Below are 20,384 nucleotides of genomic sequence, written 5' to 3' on the forward strand. Positions count from 1 at the left end.
ACCTATGTTGTATATGCTTTCTTTCCTCAACATTCTCATTTATGTAACTTTTTTCATATAAATTTCTTTTTTGTTCACACATATACATATAAAAAGGATGGTGATGGAAAATGCAGGGTGGAATGAATCCTTATTTACACAACGTACGCACTGCTAATACTGGTAAAGAAGCTACTATTACTGTACAAGGCGAAGGCATTGTCAAAGCAAAACCGAATGTTGTTATATTAACGCTTGGCATTCGAACAGATGATAAAAATGTAAAACAGGCTCAAGAAGAAAATGCAGTGCAATCCAAACAATTGCTGGATGCACTTAAACAGCTTGGTATTGCCGATAAAGATATAGAAACGATTTCTTATACGATCACTCCTCAATACGAATATGTAAATGATAAAGCATTGCTACAAGGATACCGCGTGGAGCATTTGTATGAAATTACCGTTTTAAATGTACAAAAAGCTGGGGAAGTATATGATATAGCCGTTTCAAATGGCGCAAATGTAGCAAAAGGTTTACGTTTCCGAGTATCTCATCCAAATAAATATTATGAGCAAGCTCTCATTCAAGCTCTGCACCAAGCAGTAGAAAAAGCTCGTGCTATTGCGAGTACATATAATTTAAATATTAATCCTGTTCCCCTCTCATTCGTTGAAGAATCTGCCCAATTACCAAGGGAGGTTACGTCTTATGCTACTTTACATGCACAAGCAGCCCCGCCCATTCAATCGGGTGAATTAGAAATCATTTCATCCATACGGGCTATTTTTACGTATTTATAACGAATTCTCTTTATAAGTAAACGTTATCATTTTACTTGTTGTAAAAACATGATGTTCTGATATAATAAAGAACGGTGAGCTCTTACAAAAGAGATATCACGGGTGGGAGAGGGATATGAAAAAGAAGGTTTAACATGAAAGGAATACTTGAAAGAACATTTAAATTAGGTTTACACGAAACATCACCAAAACAAGAAGTTTTAGCTGGAGTTACGTCATTTTTCACAATCGTATATATTATGATTGTAAATGCGTCAATCTTATCAGATGCTGGCATTCCTCTTGAAGCTGGAATTTTAGCAACTGTTTTTAGTTCATTTGTCGGATGTCTACTCATGGCATTTTGGGCAAATGCACCTGCTATTCTTGTCCCGGGTATGGGTGTAAATGCATTCTTTACGTACACAGCTGTGCATACGCTTGGACTAACTTGGCAAGAAGCTTTGGCTGCTGTCTTTATCTCTGGTATTATTTTTGCAATTGCCGCTTTTACACCAATCGCTCGCGTGCTATCAGTATCAATTCCAAAGTCATTAAAGGAAGCGATTACTGTCGGCATCGGATTATTTTTAGCGTTTATCGGATTGCAAAAAGGTGGTTTAGTCGTTTCGAACCCAAATACTGCTGTGGCAATGGGGAAATTAAGTAATCCTGTCGTTCTTGCGACATTACTTACTCTTATCATTGCACTTGTATTATTTATTCGCAACGTACGTGGAAACTTTTTATGGACGATTGCAATAGGAACTGGTATCGCATGGCTATTTGGTCTTGTGGATACGAGTCAAGTGGGAAATAGTTCATTCTCATTCGCTAATTACGGTGATGTGTTTGGAGCTATGTCATTTGAGAAACTTTCCTCCTTACCATTTTGGATTGCAACATTCTCTTTAAGCATGGTGCTTATTTTTGAGAATATGGGACTTCTGCACGGTTTATTAGAAGATGATCGTAAATTCCCACGTGCTTACCAAGCCAATGCAATTTCAGCAATGACATGTGGTCTATTTGGCACAAGTCCTACCGTTTCAACAGTAGAAAGTGCCGCAGGTATTACTGCAGGTGGTAAGACAGGTCTGACGTCTATCGTTACTGGGTTGCTATTCTTTGCATCACTGTTTGCTCTTCCATTTGTCAAATTAATTCCTGATAGTGCCATTGCACCAATCTTAATTATTATTGGCGGTCTAATGATTACAAGCATTCAACAAATTCCTCTGAATGACTTTTCAGAAGGATTTCCAGCATTCTTAATTATCGTTATGATCCCGCTCACATATAGTATCGCTGATGGCATTGCGTTCGGATTTATTGCTTACCCTATCTTAAAAGTTGCTCTTGGAAAGCGTAAAGAAGTCGCACCATCTATGTATATCATTACATGCTTATTCTTAGCTATGTTTGTATTACATGCTATTGGTTAAGAAAAAACACCGAGGAAATCCTCGGTGTTTTTTTACTTAAACCATCCTTTTTTATAAAACCAGGCCATCATTCCCCCGCCAATTAGTGCCATGATAAGTAGACAAATAAAATAACTATATTGTCCACCAAGCTCTGGCATATGCGTAAAGTTCATTCCATATACTCCCGCAATAAATGTTAATGGCATGAAAATAGTCGAGAATACAGTTAATGTTTTCATAATGTTATTCATATGATGTGAGTTTAATGAAAAATAACTATCCCGAATATCTGCTGTTAACTCTCGGCTTGCCTCAATCATTTCTGTTAGTTTAAGCAAATGATCATGTATATCTTTAAAGTAAATTTCATGATCGCTTATACCGTAAAAACGAGTCGAATTTAAAATACGATATAATAAATCACGCATCGGAATGATTGTACGCCTTAGCTTTGATAAATCTGCACGTATATCAAATACCTCTTCTAATACACTTCCTGCTGTCTCCCCCGTTAAATTATCATCAATTGCATTTAAATGATCCTCAATGTAATATACAGGCGCAAAATAGTCATCTACAATTTGGTCGATAATTGTATGAGCTACGTGTAAAGGACTATTTTTAATACGCTTCTTTTCTCCAAGTGTTTTCCATACTCTTTCGATTGCATTGTTATGAGAAAAGTGGAAAGAAACAATATAACGATCACTAATAAATAAATCGATTTCGTGCGGTTCTAGTCCATCTTCCCCAAATGCATGAAGAACTAAAAAGTTATATCCATCATAAAAATCAACTTTTGGCCTCTGTACATATTCTATACAGTCTTCAATTGCAAGGGGATGGAACTTAAAATGGTCTTGCAGAATATATGTATACTCTTCTTTCGTTGGCTTATATAAATCTAGCCAATACCATACAATATGGTCTTTCTTTGTTTCTTCTAGAGAAACATCATATAATACTTCATCTGTTTTTGTTACTGCACAAATTCTAATCATAATTTCACCCATTATTATTATAAACAAAAAATAGTAAAAAAAGCCAAGGAGAAATCTCCTCAGCTTTTTTTATTACTTCGTTACGATACCGTGTACTAAAGTTGGTGCATCTACGTGTTCTTTAGAGATCTTCATGTTCTCATAAATTTTCGCTTTTACATCTTCAACATTTTCGCGGTTTGCGTAAATTGTAACAAGAGATTCACCTTGCTTCACGCTATCGCCTACTTTTTTGCGCAGCATTAGACCAACTGCTAAATCAATTTCAGACTCTTTCGTTGCACGTCCTGCTCCTAAAAGCATTGCTGCTGTTCCGATTTCGTCTGCAACGATTTCTGATACATATCCGTCTTCTTTCGCTTCCACTTCAATTTTAAATTGTGCTTGTGGCAATTTAGAAGGGTCATCAACAACAGATGCGTCGCCGCCTTGCGCTGATAAGAACGTTTTAAATGATTCTAGTGCTTTTCCGTTGTTCATTACTTCAATTAGCTTTTCACGTGCATCTTCTAAAGATGAAGCTTGTCCAGCAAGGTACACCATTTGACTTCCAAGTGTTAAACATAGCTCTTCTAAATCTTTCGGCCCTTTACCTTGTAATGTATCAATTGCTTCTTGAACTTCTAATGCGTTACCGATAGCTTCACCGAGTGGTTGACTCATATCAGAAATAACTGCCATCGTATTACGACCAACGTTATTACCGATGCGTACCATTGCTTCTGCTAAACGTTTTGCATCTTCATCCGTTTTCATAAATGCACCTGCCCCAGTTTTTACATCAAGAACAATTGCATCTGCACCAGCAGCAATTTTTTTACTCATAATCGAACTTGCAATAAGCGGAATTGAGTTTACTGTTGCTGTTACATCACGAAGTGCATATAGCTTTTTATCAGCAGGTGTTAAGTTACCACTTTGGCCGATAACAGCGATTTTATTTTCATTTACAAGACGCATGAATTCATCGTTTTCAATTTCCACATGGAATCCTGGAACTGCTTCTAATTTATCAATTGTACCACCAGTATGTCCTAAGCCGCGTCCAGACATTTTCGCTACTGGTACATCTAAAGCAGCTACTAATGGACCTAATACAAGTGTCGTTGTATCACCAACACCACCTGTTGAATGCTTATCTACTTTTACACCTTCAATAGCTGATAAGTCGATTGTATCACCGCTATTTACCATTGCCATCGTTAAATCCGCACGCTCTTGATCGTTCATATCTTGGAAGAAAATTGCCATTGCAAGTGAACTTACTTGATAATCAGGAATATTACCATTCGTATATCCTTCAACAATAAAGTTAATTTCTTCTGTCGTTAATGCATGTCCGTCACGTTTTTTTGCAATTAGGTCCACCATTCTCATTGTGAAGTCACCCCTTCATTTGTTTTACGATTGCTTTTACTAATGCTAAGAAGTTAGCTTTAACACGTTCTGTCGTTTCAATTACTTCATCGTGGTGAAGTGGTTGATCTAAAATACCAGCTGCCATATTTGAAATACAAGAAATACCTAATACTTTCATACCAGCATGACGCGCTACAATTACTTCAGGTACTGTTGACATACCAACTGCATCTCCGCCAAGTGTACGAAGCATACGAATTTCAGCAGGTGTTTCATATACAGGACCTGTCATTCCTACGTATACACCTTCTTGTACTTTAATATTTAAGTCTGCTGCAACTTGTTTCGCCATTTCGCGAAGTTCTACTGTATATGATGTAGACATATCAGGGAAACGTACGCCCATTTCAGAATCATTTGGTCCGATTAATGGATTCGTACCCATGAAGTTAATGTGATCTGAAATTAACATAAGATCGCCTGGCTCAAATGATGTATTTACACCACCAGCTGCGTTTGTTACAACTACTGTTTCTACACCTAGTTCTTTCATAACACGAACTGGGAATGTTACTTTTTGCATGTCGTATCCTTCATAGAAGTGGAAACGTCCTTGCATTGCTACTACTGTTACACCTTGAAGTGTACCAAATACTAGTTGACCTGCATGGCCTTCTACAGTTGATACTGGGAATTCAGGGATTTCACTGTAAGGTACTGTTACTGCGTTCTCAATTTCGTCTGCTAATACACCTAGTCCTGACCCAAGGATTAGTCCTACTTGTGGTGTCTCTTGAAATTTCTCTTTTAAGTATGAAGCTGATTTTGTAATAAGTTCACGATTCATTTGTTTATCCCCCTATTTCTTTAGCTCGTTTAAGAAGCTTGTTCCGTATTCTGGCATTTTCACACCGAAGTTTTCTGCTACTGTTGCACCAATATCAGCAAATGTTTGACGAAGTGGTAACTCTTGTCCGCCTTCTTTCATGCTTGGGCTATATGCTAATAATGGTACATATTCACGTGTATGGTCAGTACCAGGGTGAATTGGATCATTACCGTGGTCTGCTGTAATTAATAATAGATCATCTTCTTTTAGTTTTGCGAATACTTCTGGAAGACGTGCATCATATTCTTGCAGAGCTTCTCCGTATCCTTGTGGATCACGGCGGTGGCCGAATAATGCATCAAAGTCAACTAAGTTTAAGAAGCTAAGACCTGTAAAGTCCATATTTAATGTATCTACAAGCTTATCCATTCCATCCATGTTAGACTTCGTACGAAGTGATTCAGTTACCCCTTCACCATCATAGATATCAGAGATTTTACCGATAGCAATTACATCGTAGTCACTATCTTTTAATTCATTCATTACTGTACGGCCGAATGGTTTTAATGCATAGTCATGACGGTTTGGTGTACGTGTAAAGTTTCCAGGTTCACCAACGAATGGACGAGCAATAACACGACCTACCATGTATTTCTCATCTAATGTTAATTCACGTGCAATTTTACAGATTTTATATAACTCATCAAGTGGCACTACTTCTTCGTGTGCTGCAATTTGCAATACGCTATCAGCAGAAGTATAAACGATTAAAGAGCCTGTTTCCATTTGCTCTTGACCAAGTTCATCAAGAATCTCAGTTCCAGAAGCTGGCTTATTACCGATAATTTTACGGCCTGTTTTTTCTTCTAATTCATCAAGTAATTCTTTCGGGAATCCTTCCGGGAACACTTGGAATGGTGTATCAATGTAAAGGCCCATGATTTCCCAGTGACCTGTCATTGTATCTTTACCAGTAGATTTCTCTTGCATTTTTGTGTAATATCCAAGTGGTTTCTCTACTTTAGAGATACCTTTCATTTCTCGAATGTTACCAAGACCTAATTTCACCATGTTAGGCATTTGTAACCCATTCATATGTTCAGCAATGTGACCAATTGTGTCAGATCCTAGATCACCAAATTGCTCAGCATCTGGTGCTTCACCGATTCCCACAGAGTCCATTACGACTAGGAATATACGTTTATATTTATTCATAACTGCGACCTCCTATAAGTTCAGTTCTACTTCTTGTAGTATGTTCAAAACGCTATAAAGTGAAACTGTTATCCAAAAGAATTCTCATTGTCAAACAGTACTTCTTTAAATCATTTTCTAACCTATTTCGTTTACTTGAAACGATTCAAAAACATTTCTAGTTTTTTCTAAGTCAGATGTCAGACATCTGATACTGATATCATAACATGTTTACGCTTTCTTTTTAATACATTTTCGTAGAATTTCTCATTTTCTTCACACTTCTATTGTAATCCATTCTGCAACGAAGTGCTAATTTTTTTATGATTTATTTCTTCATATTAAAAATAAAAAGTAGCTCTAAAGAGCTACTTTTTATTTTACTTCTACCGTTTCTTCTTTATGTTCATGCAATTCGCCTTTTCTTACATGTACTTTCACTTTGTAAGCACCGTTCTCTTTGAAAGTATGTTTCGTTTCATACTCTCCTTTATTCCCTTCTTTCGCTGGAATAAATTCGTGTTTTTCAACACCATCTTTCCAAATCTCTAGTTGTACTTCAGCACCAGTTAATGCTTCTTCTTTTTGCTTCAAATGAACTTTCATTGTAGATTCAGCATTTGCCTTTATGTCTCCAGCCATAAGATGGATCATTGTGTCACTTTTATGATCTCCATGTCCTGCACTGTGATCACTATTTTCTTTTTTCGCATCTTCTACTTTCGCATTTCCTACAGCAACTTTTACTTCTGGCATAACGTGCATTTCACGTGCATTTGTGTGAGCGATAATATGGTATACTCCATCCGTTTCGAATGTTTTCTCGACTGCATAAACACCTTTCCCTTTATGCTTACCATCTAACATCTCGTGTTTTTCGTCGCCATCTTTCCAAATTTCAAACTTTACATCATCAGCATCCGTTACTTTTTCTTTTCCTTGTGTAACAAGTGCTTGTACTTCTGTTTTTTCACCTGGTTTAATTTCTTTCGGATTTGTTTGGACTGCTACTTTTACAGCTTCAAGTTTCTGTTCTTTTTTCGGCTCTTCTTTGTTTGTATTACAGCCAGCCAATGCTAGCATCGCGATAAATAAAGTCATAATCAGTTTTTTCATCATCATTTCCTCCTTTATACTTTATTTAGTATAGAGGAAATACATTGTAATATTCCAGTCTTCTGCTGAAAACAATATACGAAATGTTTGTGAAGTTTCTGTGAAACAGTCTTCCCCTCTTAATCTATAAAAAAAGAGCATAGTAACTATGCTCTCGGATGAAACTGTTTATATACATCTTTTAATCTAGTTTTTGAAACGTGCGTATAGATTTGAGTCGTTGAAATATCTGCATGTCCAAGCATTTCTTGTACAGCACGTAAATCTGCTCCATTTTCTAATAAGTGCGTAGCAAACGAGTGACGCAACGTATGAGGTGTGAGCTCTTTTTCAATATTTGCTTCTTTCGCTAATCGTTTTAATATTTTCCAAAATCCTTGTCTTGATAATCGATTACCATGATGGTTTAAAAAGAGTGCATCTACTACTTTTTTCCCCATTAATTCTCTTCTTCCTTTTTCAATATACTTTTGAATCGCTTCCGTTGCTAAACTTCCTAGTGGAATAATTCTTTCTTTATTCCCTTTCCCTATGCAACGAACAAATCCCATCGTTAAATGTACATCTTCTAAATTGAGTGCAATCAATTCTGAAACACGAAGTCCTGTCGCATACAGTAACTCTAGCATCGCCTTATCACGAATCCCAAAAGCACTTGTCATTTTTGGTGTTTGAAGTAACGCCTCTACTTCATCAACTGATAATACTTTTGGTAATTTCCGTTCCCCTTGTGGCGTTTCAATATGTACGGATGGGTCGTGTTCTACCGCTCGTTCACGCAGTAAAAATTGGTGGAACGAACGAATTGATGCGATATGACGCGCCAATGTTTTCGAAGATTTTCCGTTCTCTTTTAAATACTGCAAAAAGTTAACAATGTGTAAACGGGTCACTTCATGAAAAGTTTTCGTCTGTTCCACATTTTGCAAATACTTTACGTAGCTTTTTAAATCCCGTTCATAAGATACTACTGTATTCTTTGCTAATCCTTTTTCGACAACCATATAATGAATAAAATCTTTTAATTGATCTTCCACTCTACACTACTCCCCATTTTCATAGAAAAACATCATTCTATTTACGAAAGCATCCTTTGCCGGTTCTTCATTCCCTGATACTTTTTCTACAGTCTCTTCTTTAGGTTTTTCATAACGATGATAGCTTTCATATTCTTCATTTATCCATAGTATAGCGAAATAAAACAAAATCGTACAACTTGTAAATAATAAAAATACTTTTATTCCATCAAAAGTTAATTTTAAAGCTCGGCGCATTGTAAATTCCTCCAAAATATAAGTTATTACAACATATGCCAAGCTTTCACCTATTTATACCTTATTCAAATAAAAAACCTCTTCCTAGATAAATAGGAAAAGGTTATTTTTCATCCGTTTCATTTTCTTGACAATTTTTACAAATCCCATGGAATGTTAAACGATGATCTTTCACCTTAAAGCTCCAGTCTCGTTCTACTTTCCTTTCCACTTCACCAAGTAAATCTTCTTGTATTTCTTGTACAGCACCACATTGTGTACAAATCAAATGATGGTGGAAACGCTGCGCACCTTCTTGGCGTAAGTCATAGCGTGAAACACCGTCTCCGAAGTTAATCTTATCGACAACTTTTAACTCAGATAATAGTTCTAAAGTTCGATAGACGGTTGCTAATCCGATCTCTGGCGACTTTTCTTTTACAAGGAGGTAAACATCTTCTGCGCTTAAATGATCTTCTTCATTTTCTAGCAGCACACGAACTGTTGCTTCACGTTGCGGTGTTAATTTGTAGCTCGCTGCATGTAATTGCTTCTTAATTCGTTCAATTCTTTCTTCCATTCGGTACTACTCCCTCCTCGCCACTCTTACACCATTATATCAGAAGAAGGGCTTCTGTCAAAAGAAAAAACAATAAAAACAAATTGATAATTATTCTCAAAAAGTATTTATTTTTTATTAATAGCCTCAACGACTTCTTTCATTAAAACTGGTGATGCGTAAGCCTCCACACTAGAAGCAAGTGCTAACACCACTCCAATTACGAGAAAGAAGCATGTATAACGGATTAATAATGGTAATAGTGGTTCGGTTATTTTTCTAATAAATTGATGCCTAATCATCCGTAAAGAAAAACTTGCAGCAATGGTTGTCATAACGAGAAAGACTGGAATGATAATTAAATTTTGTGGCAAAACAGATACAAATGCTAATAATAGTCCATTCCATCCATGCTGACTTACTAAAAAACCAACTGTAAATCCGACGACAACTCCTTTTACAAATAATAAAATAAAAATAAGTGGTAATCCAATAATTGAAATTCCTAAAATCCAAATAAATCCGATGTATTTTAATTGCGAAAAGTAACTTTCTCGAAACATTTCGCCCGCAATGGCAAATTCTCCTTTAGAGACTTGTCCAAAAAAACGTTGTAAATAAAATGATAAATCTTGTTTTTGATTGATTTGTAAACTATTCACAAGAATGGCTCCGAATATTACTCCCATTAATAATAAAACAGCGTTAAATATATATAATGAAGAGTTTTCCTGTATGTGAGACATTACACGGTCTTGCCAATTTTTTCGCCACATTTTTCTTCCCTCCGTTCACGCTCTTATTAAAAATGTATGAAAGAAAGAAAAAAGTATGACGAATTAGCATTGAAATTCCGCTCTACTTTGCTAAACTAAAAAGTAGAGAATAGGAGGGATTTCTCTTGAAACCATTATTATTAGATTTTCCAACATTATTTCAAACTGAACGCTTGCAAGTTCGTAAACCATTTCCAGGTGATGGTGCCGAAGTATATGAAGCAATCCAAGCTTCTCTAGAAGACTTAGTACCGTGGATACCAATTAACGCTGAAACAGAAGAGAGTGCTGAAGAAATTGTTCGCGAAGCTCACGGACAGTTTTTACTTCGTGAAACACTTGATTTTCACTTATATGATAAAGTATCTGGTACATTCATCGGAGCAATTACACTAAAGCCTGAAAACTGGGATATTCCAAAGTTTTCACTTCACTTCTGGCTACATAGTGCCTATACAAAACAAGGCTATATGACCGAAGCTGTTAAAGGTGCGATTCAGTTCGCCTTTGATAAACTAGGCGCTAGAAGAATTGAAATTCGTACTGATGCAACAAATATAAATGCATGTAGCTTAGCAGAACGTCTAGAATTCATTCTAGAAGGTACAATGGAAAATGATTTCCTAGCACCAGATGGTAGCTTACGTGATGCACGTGTATATGCAAAAATCAATTAAAAAACACTCGCCTTTGGCGAGTGTTTATCTTTGTAGTTGTAAATATTGTACTGCAAACATCGTCTTCGCATCATGAATACGAAGATCTTTCATAAGAGTAATCGCTTCTTCTAACGATACTTCCATTAATTCCACAAACTCATCTTCATCTAACTCAGCTTTATTTTCTTTTTTTGTCAAACCTGTCGCTTTATATACATATAAAATTTCATCTGCGAATCCTGGAGATGTATAGAAAGAAGTAATGAGCTCCATATTTTCACATACATATCCTGTTTCCTCTTCTAATTCACGAACTGCTGTCACCTCAGGTTTTTCACCGGGTTCTAACTTGCCGGCTGGAATTTCTATAATTGCCTTTTCAAGCGCTTTACGATACTGCTCAACAAGTACCATTTTCCCCTCATCAGTAATAGCAATAATAGCAACTGCACCAGGGTGATTTACAATTTCACGTTTACTCATTGCTCCATTTGGTAATACTACATCATCAACACGAACTTTTATAACTCTACCATCAAAAATTGGCTCAGTTTTTACTGTTCTCTCTGCAAGATTACTCATACTACTTCATCTCCCTGTTCTATTTCCTATTCTTTCCTCATACATTTTACCACATTGAAAGGAGCGTGATAGAAATGAAAGTTTATATTTTACCAAATCGCGTCACTTTAGTCGGAAAAGCATGGCAAATTCGCCATAAGCTAAAACAATATGGCAAAGAGTATACAACTGTACAAGAGTGGATTACAGCAAATAAAAAGTAAACGTTTGTCAACCTCTTTTCCCTTTCGTACAATAAAGGTAAGGAGGTTGACCTATGAAAAAACGTCAATTAGGAAACTCAGATTTATTTGTGACAGAAATGGGACTTGGCTGTATGTCTCTCGGTACATCTGAAACAGAAGCCCTGCGTATTATCGATGGAGCAATCGATTTAGGAATCAATTTTTTTGATACAGCAGATTTATATGATTATGGATTAAATGAAGAATTTGTTGGAAAAGCATTAAAAGGAAAACGAAACCAAATTGTTCTTACAACAAAGGTTGGAAATCGATGGACAGAAGAAAAAAACGGCTGGTCCTGGGATCCTTCTAAGAATTACATAAAGGCTGAAGTGAAAGAAAGTTTACGTAGACTTCAAACTGATTATATTGATCTTTATCAACTTCACGGCGGAACGATTGAAGATCCTATAGATGAAACAATTGAAGCCTTTGAAGAATTAAAAAAAGAAGGTATCGTTCGCCATTACGGTATTTCTTCTATACGTCCAAATGTCATCCGTGAATATGCACAACGTTCAAATATCGTTAGTGTACTAATGGAATATAGCCTTTTAAATCGTCGTCCAGAAGAATGGTTCCCCCTTCTGAATGAACACCAAATTAGCGTCATTGCCCGCGGGCCACTTGCAAAAGGAATTTTAACTGACAACAATGCAAGAAAAATAGAAAGAGTAAAGGAAAAGGATTATCTCTCTTATTCTTACGATGAATTACATACAACTCTAGCGAGTGTAAAAGAAACGATTGGAGAGCGCTCTTTAACAGGAACAGCTATTCAATATTGCTTACATAATAAGACTGTTGCAGCTGTTATACCTGGTGCAAGCTCTATTCAACAATTACAAGAAAATGTACAGGCTAGTAAACAAACACAGTTAACAACAGAAGAATATATACAGCTTCAGCAAATCGCTAAATGTGATACCTACGCTTTACATCGTTAAAAAGACGCTACCAGTATGGTAGCGTCTTTTTATAACGTATCATATTTATCAGGATTCGTTCCTACATGTAAATTACGATTTAACGTATTAATTTGAGTCATCTCTTCTTCCGTTAGTGAAAAGTCAAAGATAGAAAAATTCTCCTGAATGCGAGATGGTGTAACAGATTTAGGAATGGTCACAATCCCGCTTTGAATATCCCACCTTAATATAACTTGCGCAGGTGTTTTTTCATATTTAGTAGCAATGGCCTGAATAATCGGGTGCTGAAATACTTCTCCGCCTCTCATTAATGGACTCCATGCTTCCATTTGAATTTGCTCACCTTGACAGAAATTACGCAACTCAAATTGCGTCAACATCGGATGAAGTTCCACTTGGTTTACCATCGGCTTTATTTTGCAATTAGGTAATAGCAGTTCTAAATGATGTTTATGGAAATTCGAAACACCAATCGCGCGCACTTTACCTTCTTCATACAATTTCTCCAAAGCTCGGTACGTATCAACATACTTCCCTCTTACCGGCCAATGTATTAAATATAAATCTACATAGTCCATTTGTAATTTTTTCAAACTCTTTTCAAACGCCTCAAGTGTTTCCTCGTATCCTTGATCGTCGTTCCAAACTTTTGTTGTAATAAAGATGTCTTCTCTCGGAATTCCTGATTCACGAACCGCTTCTCCGACACCGCTTTCATTTTCATATACAGTTGCTGTATCAATCGAACGGTATCCAACTTCTAACGCTGTTTTTACTGCTTGTTTTACTTCGTCGCCTTCTTTCGCTTTATAAACGCCTAAACCAATCATCGGCATTTTTACGCCATTATGAAGTGTAGTTGTTGGAATGTGCACAGTCGTCTCCCTTTCATTATTACATTTTTTATAAGCCACCACTTTATTTGAACAAGATTCAACCAAAAAGTCAAAACATATGTACAGTTTACATAATAAATTTATACATATTCAAAAATAATGCGAACTCATTCATTCACGTTATTTTCTATCCATTTCTTCGCTTTTTCATCAACATTACGTACAAACTCAGTTTTCCCTTCTGAATATAACGCACCATCATATGTATACTTTTCAGCTAATTCTTTCTTTAAAGTTGCATATGCCTCAGCTTCTTCACAATGAGCCATCATATAATCACGAAATGCTAAATGCCTTACTATCTCTGGATTTCCTTTTTCAAACACGTGTAAATGATACGAGCGTTTTTCTTCAGTTCCATGAATAAAATACCGGCGTCTTGGAATACCATTTTCCCCTTTTACGATGTAACCAAGCTCTATAAATCGTTCATTCCACCTATCTACTCTATCGATACTCTCTACTTCCATAATCATATCTATAATTGGTTTAGCTGCCAGTCCTGGCACTGACGTACTTCCAATATGATGAATTTTCACTGTTTCTGGCATCGCAGATTTTAATCTTTCAGCCTCTATTTGAAACTTTTCACCCCAATGATTTTCATGCGGAACAACTACAATTTTTCTCATTCTAACTCCCCTTTTCTTACAAGCTCGTCAAAAAAATGATCAGCGTTATTTCACTGATCATTTTCGTTATTATTTAAAGTCTTTCCAAGTAAGGTTACTTTCACTTAACAGTTCTTCAAATGATTTATTCTTTTCACGTTCTTTTTGTTCTTGACGCTTTCTTTCCAGTTCTGCTGCCTCTTTTTTCTCTTCTCTCACTTGCAATTCTTTCTTCTTACTCTTTAATTGCTGCATAAGTGAATCGTTTAATTGATCACCTAATGTAAGAGATTCTTTCTTTGGTTGATTCACTTGCGATTGTCTTTGCATTTGTCTTTGTTTCTTTTTCTTCATGCTGCTCACCTTTTACTTTTTTCTCCATTATAGTAGATACACCATGAAATCGACAACAAAAAAGGGACGTTACTCTATTATTCACTTTTTGTAAATATGTTAATTTTTCGAAAAAACTAAATTTTTATATAGATATAATCCTATGAATCTATTAAAATTATGTCGTATGATGTCAGATTATAAAAAAAGGAGAATTATATTATGTGGAAAAAAATCATTCCTGCTGTTGCCGTTTTAAGCACCATTACTTTTTCAACCGTATTCGCCGCTCCCCCATCTCAGAATCCAGCTGAACAAAACCGCTACATAGACGTACAAATGCTTGGTATTAATGATTTCCATGGACAACTAGATACTGTTAAAAAAATCAATAATAAAGAAGCTGGTGGCGCTGATTACTTAGCTACTTATTTAAAAGAACATAAAAAACAAAACCCTAATACACTTCTCGTACATGCTGGTGATATCGTCGGAGCTAGTCCACCAGTTTCAGCATTATTACAAGATGAACCGACGATTGAATTTTTAAATGACTTAAAATTTGATGTCGGTACAATCGGGAACCATGAATTTGATGAAGGCATTGATGAAATGAAACGCCTCATTTACGGTGGATATCATGAAAAAACAGGGAATTTCAAAGGTGCTAACTTCCCCTATGTAGCTGCTAACTTCTATAACAAATCAACTGGCCGCTTATTTTTACCACCATTTACTATAAAAATGGTAGATGGTGTTCCTGTAGGATTCATTGGGGTTGTTACAACTGATACACCAAATGTCGTTATGCCTACGATGCTTAAAAATGTACAAATTACTGATGAAGTAGAAGCAATTAATAAATCAACACAACAATTAAAACGCCTCGGCGTTAAATCTATCGTCGTTCTTGCTCATGTCGGTGGAACAACCGATGAGTCTGGGATAACAAATGGCGATCTTACTCGAATTGCAAATGAAACAGACTCAGAAGTTGATGTTATTTTCGGTGGACATAGTCATACGTATGTAAATGGTACAGTAAATAATAAACTAATTGTCCAAGCAAATTCATACGGAACGGCTTTCTCAGACGTGGATGTAACAATTGATCGTAAAACAAAGGATATTGTAAAGAAAAAAGCTGAAGTTGTTACAACGTATCATGAAGGTGTAGAACCTGATAAACAAGTAAAGAAAAAACTAGATCAATATAAAGAAAAAATCGCACCACTTGTAAATGAAGTAGTCGGAAAATCTACAGCACCTATCGACCGTAAACAAAATGATGCTGGTGAATCCACTCTTGGAAATTTAGTTGCCGATGCTCAGCGTCAAACGATGCAAACCCAAATCGCCCTCATGAATCCTGGTGGCATTCGTAATGACTTAGATGCTGGTGATATTACGTGGGGTGAGTTATACGGCATTCAACCTTTTGGAAATCAATTGATTAAAGTAGATTTAACAGGTCAAGACATTGGCGATATTTTAAATCAGCAATGGCAAAAAGGAACAACAAGAATGCTTCAAATTTCAGGTATTCAATATACGTGGGATGCAAATAAACCAAACGGTGAAAAAGTTACAAATATACGTTTAACAAACGGAGAAGAATTATCTCCATCTACAACGTATAGCGTAGTTGCAAATGCCTTCTTAGCTTCTGGCGGTGACGGATTTGTATCATTTAAAAATGGTAAAAATGCAGAAACTGGTCCAAACGACTTTGAAGCGTTAGTCGATTACGTAAAACAATTAAAAGAACCCATTCAGCCAGTTATTGATGGAAGAATTCAAAAAGTAAATTAAGTGTTTCTCTAATAATAAATTTCATTTTTCACACCATAAAGGATTTGTACTGATCCTCTATTTTATACGTAATATACATCATAAAAAGGATACTCGTTCTTCCAATGAACATAGTATCCTTTTCTTTAGTTATCAAAATGTGATGCTTTGTCAACTTCATATTGCTGTAAAAATTGTTGCAACGCTTCTTCTACAAGTTTAGATTTTTGAATTCCTTTCGATTCTGATATAAGGTCCAATCTTGCTAATATTTCTGTATTAATAGAAAAGGTTCGTCTCTTTTTCTCTGTACTTTTACTCACAATTGGTGCAATTACTTCTTCTCTTTTTCTTAATAACTCATAAATGCTTTGTAATTGCTCATAAATTAATAATTGATAATCTGTTTTCTCATATTGAAGGGCGGTCGCTTCTTGGAGTTGTAAGTGACGTGGTTCTTCTCCATCTCCTACAAAAATACGTTTCTTCTGCTCTCCATCATATTCATATCCAATCAATCTTAATTTCTTCGATAATGTATACGGGCTTATTTCAAGACGCTTTGCTATAATAGCGATGGATTCCCGTCTATTTAAACCATCTATAATTTCTCCAATCGTCACAATTTCCCTCCTCCCGTGTTGAAATGACACTAGTATGGTATGTTACAATGATTTTCTAACAGTATATGCAAAATGAATAGCCTGTGCGATTCATACGATTTCACAAAAGGAGGTTTTCAATATGCTTTTTCGTAGCTACACCCCTCAGTTCTATAACGAAAACAAACAACTCATTCCTAATAGTATCGCTACGATAGAAAGCGTTATGATTAATAATCGAAAACAAACTCTCCTTATGCGTGGGCAAAACGTAGAGCAGCCTATTTTATTATGCTGTCACGGCGGACCTGGGATGGCACAAATCGGATTTATTCGCCATTTTCAAAAAGAATTAGAGAAGCAATTTATTGTTATTAATTGGGATCAGCGCGGGGCTGGTAAATCCTTTTCAATGAAAGATTTCGGAGCAAATTTCACAATCGAACAATTCGTTTCCGATGCAAAAGAAGTCATTCAATATGTACTTAAAAGGTTCAACAAACAAAAACTATTTCTCGCTGGTCATTCTTGGGGAAGTATTATTGGGCTTAACATAGCACATCAATATCCAAAGTATATCCAGGCTTACATCGGTATTGGGCAAATTGTACATATGAAACAAAATGAAGAATTGCTATATCAACATTTAATTCATTCTGCCAAAAAACATGATCATAAAAAAGCATTAGCTTCCCTTTTAAAATTAGGCAAACCACCATTTTTAGATACGAGACGTCTCATTATTCAAAGAAAGTGGCTTGGCACATTTGGAGGCGCAATCCAAAACGGATCTTCCTTCTCTTTCATACGAAAAGGTTTCTTTTCTCCTGAGTATACGCTATTAGATTGGTTCAAGTTTCTCGCAGGAAATTTAAAATCTGGCGTTTTATGGGAAGAAATGCTGACAATCGATTTCTTTTCTTCTATCTCAAGTTTATCTATTCCAGTTTATTTTTGTTCTGGTCGCTATGATTATCAAACTCCTTATGCACTCGTTCAGGAATATTGCGATATTATTGAAGCGCCTATAAAAAAGATGATCTGGTTCCCAAATTCAGCACATTCTCCTGATTTAGAAGAACCAGAATTATTCGCCAATTCTTTGCAATCAATTAAACAAGAGCTAGCTTTTCAGCATTAGTAACAAAAGGCTCTTTTACATTTCATAGAAAACATTTTATAATAATATGTCGCAAGTATGTATAAACATAGCAAAATGTTTCATATTTACTTGTCTTAACAGAATAAAAATTTAGGGAGATTACATTTATTATGAACGCTGTACTCGTCGCAGTAGCAATTATGCTATTGCTTAGTTTGTTACGTGTCCAGGTCATTGTCGCCATCATTGTTGGAGCTTTAACAGGCGGAATTATCGGCGGACTCGGTATCTCAGAAACAATTAACACTTTTACAACTGGTCTTGGAAACAGTGCTCCAATCGCTTTAAGTTATGCAATGCTTGGTGGTTTCGCTATTTCCCTTTCCAAAACAGGACTTCCAGATGCTATGATTCAAACTGCATTAAAATGGATTGGCAATGAACAAGACACGAAAAAACAAGTTTATTCTAAAATACTTATTTTATTCATTATTTTAACGATGGCTTGTTTCTCACAAAATGTGATTCCTGTTCACATTGCTTTCATCCCCATCTTAATTCCAGCACTTTTAAAAGTATTAAATGAGCTGAAAGTGGATCGCAGACTTGTCACATGTATTATTACATTTGGATTGATTACTCCTTATATGTGGATCCCTGCAGGGTTCGGAAAAATTTATCATGACGTATTACAAACCAACGCTGCGCAAAGCGGCCTTACATTCGATGTCACACTTATTCCAAAAGCAATGACTATTCCAGCAATCGGTATGATTATTGGATTATGTGTAGCGGTATTCATTACGTACCGAAAACCTCGTACGTATGAAACAGAACAAATTCATACTACCGAAAATGAAATCGTTCCCTATACAAAACGTAGCATTACTTTCGGGTTATTATCTATCATTGCTACATTAACTGTTCAATTAACTACAGAATCAATGATTTTCGGTGCTTTAGCAGGTATTATCGTCTTATCAGTTAGTGGCAGTCTACCACTTAAAGAAGCAGATGCGATATTAACAAGCGGAATGCGTATGATGTCCTTTATTGGCTTTGTTATGATCGCTGCCGCTGGATTCGGCGCTGTTCTTCGAAAAACAGGACATGTTGAATCTCTGGTGCAAACGAGTGCACATATAATCGGAAATAACAAACCACTCGCTGCATTTCTTATGCTCGTTATTGGACTTCTCGTCACGATGGGAATTGGTTCATCCTTTTCAACCATCCCTATCTTAACAACCATTTTTGTACCTCTTTGCATTCAGCTTGGATTTAGTCCAATGGCCACAATTGCAATTATCGGTACAGCCGGAGCGCTAGGTGACGCAGGATCTCCAGCATCGGATAGTACCCTTGGACCAACATCCGGTTTAAATGCTGATGGTCAGCACCATCATATATGGGATACATGTGTACCCACTTTTCTACATTACAATATACCGTTACTTATATTTGGCTTTATTGCCGCAATTACATTATAAAAAGGTGCGTATAAAACGCACCTTTTACTTTTTTATTTTTCCTTTTAATTGTTGAAAAGCTACTTTTCCGTTATCTTTGACACTGCTTTCAATTGTCGATAGTGATGAACCTATCCATTCACACTCTATGCTCCCATTCGGTCCAACAATTTTTAATTTATTTGGTATATGTATATTTAGAAATCTCGCTGACCGAATTAACTCAATAGCAATCTGATCACTTGAGGCTACAATTCCATCTATATACGGATTGTTTTGCAATAATGTAATAAATTGTTTATTTGTATACCCTTGTACACATTCTTCTCGATAAGAGATTCCTTCATCCCAAACAGCGTCTAAAAACCCTGCTATATGATTTTCCATTTCTTCACTTTCTTCTCCCTCACCGAAATATGCAAGAAAGTGACAACCTTTCTCTTTTAATAAAGAAACAGCTCTCTGTCCACTTTCATAATAATTTCCATGTGATTGTTGCTCATCAATCACAACAAACGGAAATGGAATTTCTCCTATACTTTTAAAAACTGCTCTTGTCAAAATAACACCTGCAATATTATTTTGCTTCAGCATATGTATGTATCTATCTTTATTCTCTATATTACAAATAATGATTTGATAGCCTTCTTTATATGCTATTTCCTCAATACAATGTAGCAAAGTGATGTTTGATGGGTTACTTAAATTATCTACAAGTAATGCAATTATCGTTGAATTCTCTTTAAATAGTGGCTTCGCTGCACTGTTTGGCCTATAACGTAATTCTTCAATTGCTTCCTTTACTTGTTTTACTGTGTCCTCATGAACGTATCCTTTTTCATTAATAACTCGTGAAACGGTTGCGACTGAAACACCTGCCAATTTTGCAACATCACGTATAGTTGCCACAT

23 protein-coding genes are annotated in these 20,384 nt (G+C 36.0%); 8 read left to right on the forward strand and 15 right to left on the reverse strand.

Going from position 1 to position 20,384, the window contains the following annotated elements; all coding sequences use genetic code 11:
• Positions 1-110: 110 nt before the first annotated feature.
• Together AXW78_RS19430 and AXW78_RS19435 are read left to right on the forward strand one after the other, a co-directional pair.
• Positions 111-782, forward strand: a complete 672-nt coding sequence (locus AXW78_RS19430) for an SIMPL domain-containing protein (protein WP_001161437.1) — start codon at positions 111-113, stop codon at positions 780-782.
• 134 nt (positions 783-916) lie between these two features.
• Positions 917-2,206 (forward strand): NCS2 family permease, encoded by a 1,290-nt coding sequence (locus AXW78_RS19435; RefSeq protein WP_000676239.1) that lies wholly within the window; start codon positions 917-919, stop codon positions 2,204-2,206.
• A gap of 32 nt (positions 2,207-2,238) precedes the next feature.
• Here AXW78_RS19435 and corA read toward each other — a convergent pair whose 3' ends face one another.
• The 9 genes from corA to spoIIM form a co-directional block, all read right to left on the reverse strand.
• Complete coding sequence (corA, locus tag AXW78_RS19440) at positions 2,239-3,201, reverse strand: magnesium/cobalt transporter CorA (RefSeq protein ID WP_002000765.1); 963 nt, start codon at positions 3,199-3,201, stop codon at positions 2,239-2,241.
• 60 nt (positions 3,202-3,261) lie between these two features.
• Positions 3,262-4,566 (reverse strand): pyrimidine-nucleoside phosphorylase, encoded by a 1,305-nt coding sequence (locus tag AXW78_RS19445; protein WP_001243086.1) that lies wholly within the window; start codon positions 4,564-4,566, stop codon positions 3,262-3,264.
• A gap of 7 nt (positions 4,567-4,573) precedes the next feature.
• On the reverse strand, positions 4,574-5,395 hold the full coding sequence (locus AXW78_RS19450) for a purine-nucleoside phosphorylase (RefSeq protein ID WP_001078446.1): 822 nt from the start codon (positions 5,393-5,395) through the stop codon (positions 4,574-4,576).
• Positions 5,396-5,407: 12 nt separating this feature from the next.
• Positions 5,408-6,592: a phosphopentomutase gene (gene deoB, locus AXW78_RS19455; RefSeq protein ID WP_001046079.1), complete on the reverse strand. Its 1,185-nt coding sequence runs from the start codon at positions 6,590-6,592 to the stop codon at positions 5,408-5,410.
• 354 nt (positions 6,593-6,946) lie between these two features.
• Positions 6,947-7,687 carry a FixH family protein gene (locus AXW78_RS19460; RefSeq protein WP_000733670.1) on the reverse strand — a complete coding sequence of 247 codons (741 nt, stop codon included), beginning with the start codon at positions 7,685-7,687 and terminating at the stop codon, positions 6,947-6,949.
• Between the two features lie 146 nt (positions 7,688-7,833).
• Positions 7,834-8,724 carry a site-specific tyrosine recombinase XerD gene (gene xerD / locus AXW78_RS19465; protein WP_000390088.1) on the reverse strand — a complete coding sequence of 297 codons (891 nt, stop codon included), beginning with the start codon at positions 8,722-8,724 and terminating at the stop codon, positions 7,834-7,836.
• 6 nt (positions 8,725-8,730) lie between these two features.
• Positions 8,731-8,961, reverse strand: a complete 231-nt coding sequence (locus AXW78_RS19470; RefSeq protein ID WP_001250432.1) for a YqzK family protein — start codon at positions 8,959-8,961, stop codon at positions 8,731-8,733.
• A gap of 103 nt (positions 8,962-9,064) precedes the next feature.
• Positions 9,065-9,520, reverse strand: a complete 456-nt coding sequence (locus tag AXW78_RS19475; RefSeq protein ID WP_000392657.1) for a ferric iron uptake transcriptional regulator — start codon at positions 9,518-9,520, stop codon at positions 9,065-9,067.
• Positions 9,521-9,627: 107 nt separating this feature from the next.
• Complete coding sequence (spoIIM, locus tag AXW78_RS19480) at positions 9,628-10,245, reverse strand: stage II sporulation protein M (protein ID WP_013142149.1); 618 nt, start codon at positions 10,243-10,245, stop codon at positions 9,628-9,630.
• A gap of 155 nt (positions 10,246-10,400) precedes the next feature.
• Here spoIIM and AXW78_RS19485 point away from each other — a divergent pair, with 155 nt between their 5' ends.
• Positions 10,401-10,952, forward strand: coding sequence for a GNAT family N-acetyltransferase (locus tag AXW78_RS19485; RefSeq protein WP_000803479.1), 552 nt, complete (start codon positions 10,401-10,403; stop codon positions 10,950-10,952).
• 24 nt (positions 10,953-10,976) lie between these two features.
• Here AXW78_RS19485 and AXW78_RS19490 read toward each other — a convergent pair whose 3' ends face one another.
• On the reverse strand, positions 10,977-11,516 hold the full coding sequence (locus tag AXW78_RS19490; RefSeq protein ID WP_000067044.1) for an NUDIX hydrolase: 540 nt from the start codon (positions 11,514-11,516) through the stop codon (positions 10,977-10,979).
• 74 nt (positions 11,517-11,590) lie between these two features.
• Here AXW78_RS19490 and mciZ point away from each other — a divergent pair, with 74 nt between their 5' ends.
• On the forward strand, positions 11,591-11,719 hold the full coding sequence (mciZ, locus tag AXW78_RS19495; protein WP_000870295.1) for a Z-ring formation inhibitor MciZ: 129 nt from the start codon (positions 11,591-11,593) through the stop codon (positions 11,717-11,719).
• A gap of 53 nt (positions 11,720-11,772) precedes the next feature.
• Entirely contained in the window at positions 11,773-12,687 is a 915-nt protein-coding gene (gene lolS / locus AXW78_RS19500; RefSeq protein ID WP_000747201.1) for an aldo/keto reductase, read from the forward strand.
• A 29-nt stretch (positions 12,688-12,716) separates the two neighbouring features.
• On the opposite strand, the gene AXW78_RS19505 is transcribed toward lolS, so the two are convergent.
• From AXW78_RS19505 to AXW78_RS19515, 3 genes are all read right to left on the reverse strand, one after another.
• Entirely contained in the window at positions 12,717-13,544 is an 828-nt protein-coding gene (locus tag AXW78_RS19505; RefSeq protein ID WP_000548004.1) for an aldo/keto reductase, read from the reverse strand.
• Between the two features lie 128 nt (positions 13,545-13,672).
• Positions 13,673-14,197, reverse strand: a complete 525-nt coding sequence (locus AXW78_RS19510) for a GrpB family protein (protein ID WP_001227167.1) — start codon at positions 14,195-14,197, stop codon at positions 13,673-13,675.
• Positions 14,198-14,266: 69 nt separating this feature from the next.
• Entirely contained in the window at positions 14,267-14,530 is a 264-nt protein-coding gene (locus tag AXW78_RS19515; RefSeq protein WP_000727559.1) for a YqkE family protein, read from the reverse strand.
• A 201-nt stretch (positions 14,531-14,731) separates the two neighbouring features.
• Here AXW78_RS19515 and AXW78_RS19520 point away from each other — a divergent pair, with 201 nt between their 5' ends.
• A complete protein-coding gene (locus AXW78_RS19520) occupies positions 14,732-16,321 on the forward strand; it encodes a bifunctional metallophosphatase/5'-nucleotidase (RefSeq protein WP_000265580.1) in 1,590 nt (529 codons plus the stop codon).
• A gap of 125 nt (positions 16,322-16,446) precedes the next feature.
• On the opposite strand, the gene AXW78_RS19525 is transcribed toward AXW78_RS19520, so the two are convergent.
• A complete protein-coding gene (locus tag AXW78_RS19525) occupies positions 16,447-16,923 on the reverse strand; it encodes a ribbon-helix-helix domain-containing protein (RefSeq protein ID WP_000151930.1) in 477 nt (158 codons plus the stop codon).
• Positions 16,924-17,044: 121 nt separating this feature from the next.
• Between AXW78_RS19525 and AXW78_RS19530 the strand changes: the two genes are divergently transcribed.
• Together AXW78_RS19530 and AXW78_RS19535 are read left to right on the forward strand one after the other, a co-directional pair.
• A complete protein-coding gene (locus AXW78_RS19530) occupies positions 17,045-18,043 on the forward strand; it encodes an alpha/beta fold hydrolase (protein ID WP_000898976.1) in 999 nt (332 codons plus the stop codon).
• A gap of 131 nt (positions 18,044-18,174) precedes the next feature.
• Positions 18,175-19,494, forward strand: a complete 1,320-nt coding sequence (locus AXW78_RS19535) for a Na+/H+ antiporter family protein (RefSeq protein ID WP_000994810.1) — start codon at positions 18,175-18,177, stop codon at positions 19,492-19,494.
• Positions 19,495-19,518: 24 nt separating this feature from the next.
• Here AXW78_RS19535 and AXW78_RS19540 read toward each other — a convergent pair whose 3' ends face one another.
• Entirely contained in the window at positions 19,519-20,382 is an 864-nt protein-coding gene (locus AXW78_RS19540) for a LacI family DNA-binding transcriptional regulator (protein ID WP_000201352.1), read from the reverse strand.
• Between the last annotated feature and the right edge of the window lie 2 nt (positions 20,383-20,384).

Source organism: Bacillus thuringiensis, assembly GCF_001595725.1.
Classification (GTDB): Bacteria; Bacillota; Bacilli; order Bacillales; family Bacillaceae_G; genus Bacillus_A; species Bacillus_A thuringiensis_K.

Coding starts and splice junctions, on each gene's coding strand:
- AXW78_RS19430 (WP_001161437.1), top strand. CDS start 111: ATGCAGGGTGGAATGAATCCTTATTTACACAACGTACGCACTGCTAAT.
- AXW78_RS19435 (WP_000676239.1), top strand. CDS start 917: ATGAAAGGAATACTTGAAAGAACATTTAAATTAGGTTTACACGAAACA.
- corA (WP_002000765.1), bottom strand. CDS start 3,201: ATGGGTGAAATTATGATTAGAATTTGTGCAGTAACAAAAACAGATGAA.
- AXW78_RS19445 (WP_001243086.1), bottom strand. CDS start 4,566: ATGAGAATGGTGGACCTAATTGCAAAAAAACGTGACGGACATGCATTA.
- AXW78_RS19450 (WP_001078446.1), bottom strand. CDS start 5,395: ATGAATCGTGAACTTATTACAAAATCAGCTTCATACTTAAAAGAGAAA.
- deoB (WP_001046079.1), bottom strand. CDS start 6,592: ATGAATAAATATAAACGTATATTCCTAGTCGTAATGGACTCTGTGGGA.
- AXW78_RS19460 (WP_000733670.1), bottom strand. CDS start 7,687: ATGAAAAAACTGATTATGACTTTATTTATCGCGATGCTAGCATTGGCT.
- AXW78_RS19470 (WP_001250432.1), bottom strand. CDS start 8,961: ATGCGCCGAGCTTTAAAATTAACTTTTGATGGAATAAAAGTATTTTTA.
- AXW78_RS19475 (WP_000392657.1), bottom strand. CDS start 9,520: ATGGAAGAAAGAATTGAACGAATTAAGAAGCAATTACATGCAGCGAGC.
- spoIIM (WP_013142149.1), bottom strand. CDS start 10,245: ATGTCTCACATACAGGAAAACTCTTCATTATATATATTTAACGCTGTT.
- AXW78_RS19490 (WP_000067044.1), bottom strand. CDS start 11,516: ATGAGTAATCTTGCAGAGAGAACAGTAAAAACTGAGCCAATTTTTGAT.
- mciZ (WP_000870295.1), top strand. CDS start 11,591: ATGAAAGTTTATATTTTACCAAATCGCGTCACTTTAGTCGGAAAAGCA.
- lolS (WP_000747201.1), top strand. CDS start 11,773: ATGAAAAAACGTCAATTAGGAAACTCAGATTTATTTGTGACAGAAATG.
- AXW78_RS19510 (WP_001227167.1), bottom strand. CDS start 14,197: ATGAGAAAAATTGTAGTTGTTCCGCATGAAAATCATTGGGGTGAAAAG.
- AXW78_RS19515 (WP_000727559.1), bottom strand. CDS start 14,530: ATGAAGAAAAAGAAACAAAGACAAATGCAAAGACAATCGCAAGTGAAT.
- AXW78_RS19520 (WP_000265580.1), top strand. CDS start 14,732: ATGTGGAAAAAAATCATTCCTGCTGTTGCCGTTTTAAGCACCATTACT.
- AXW78_RS19530 (WP_000898976.1), top strand. CDS start 17,045: ATGCTTTTTCGTAGCTACACCCCTCAGTTCTATAACGAAAACAAACAA.
- AXW78_RS19535 (WP_000994810.1), top strand. CDS start 18,175: ATGAACGCTGTACTCGTCGCAGTAGCAATTATGCTATTGCTTAGTTTG.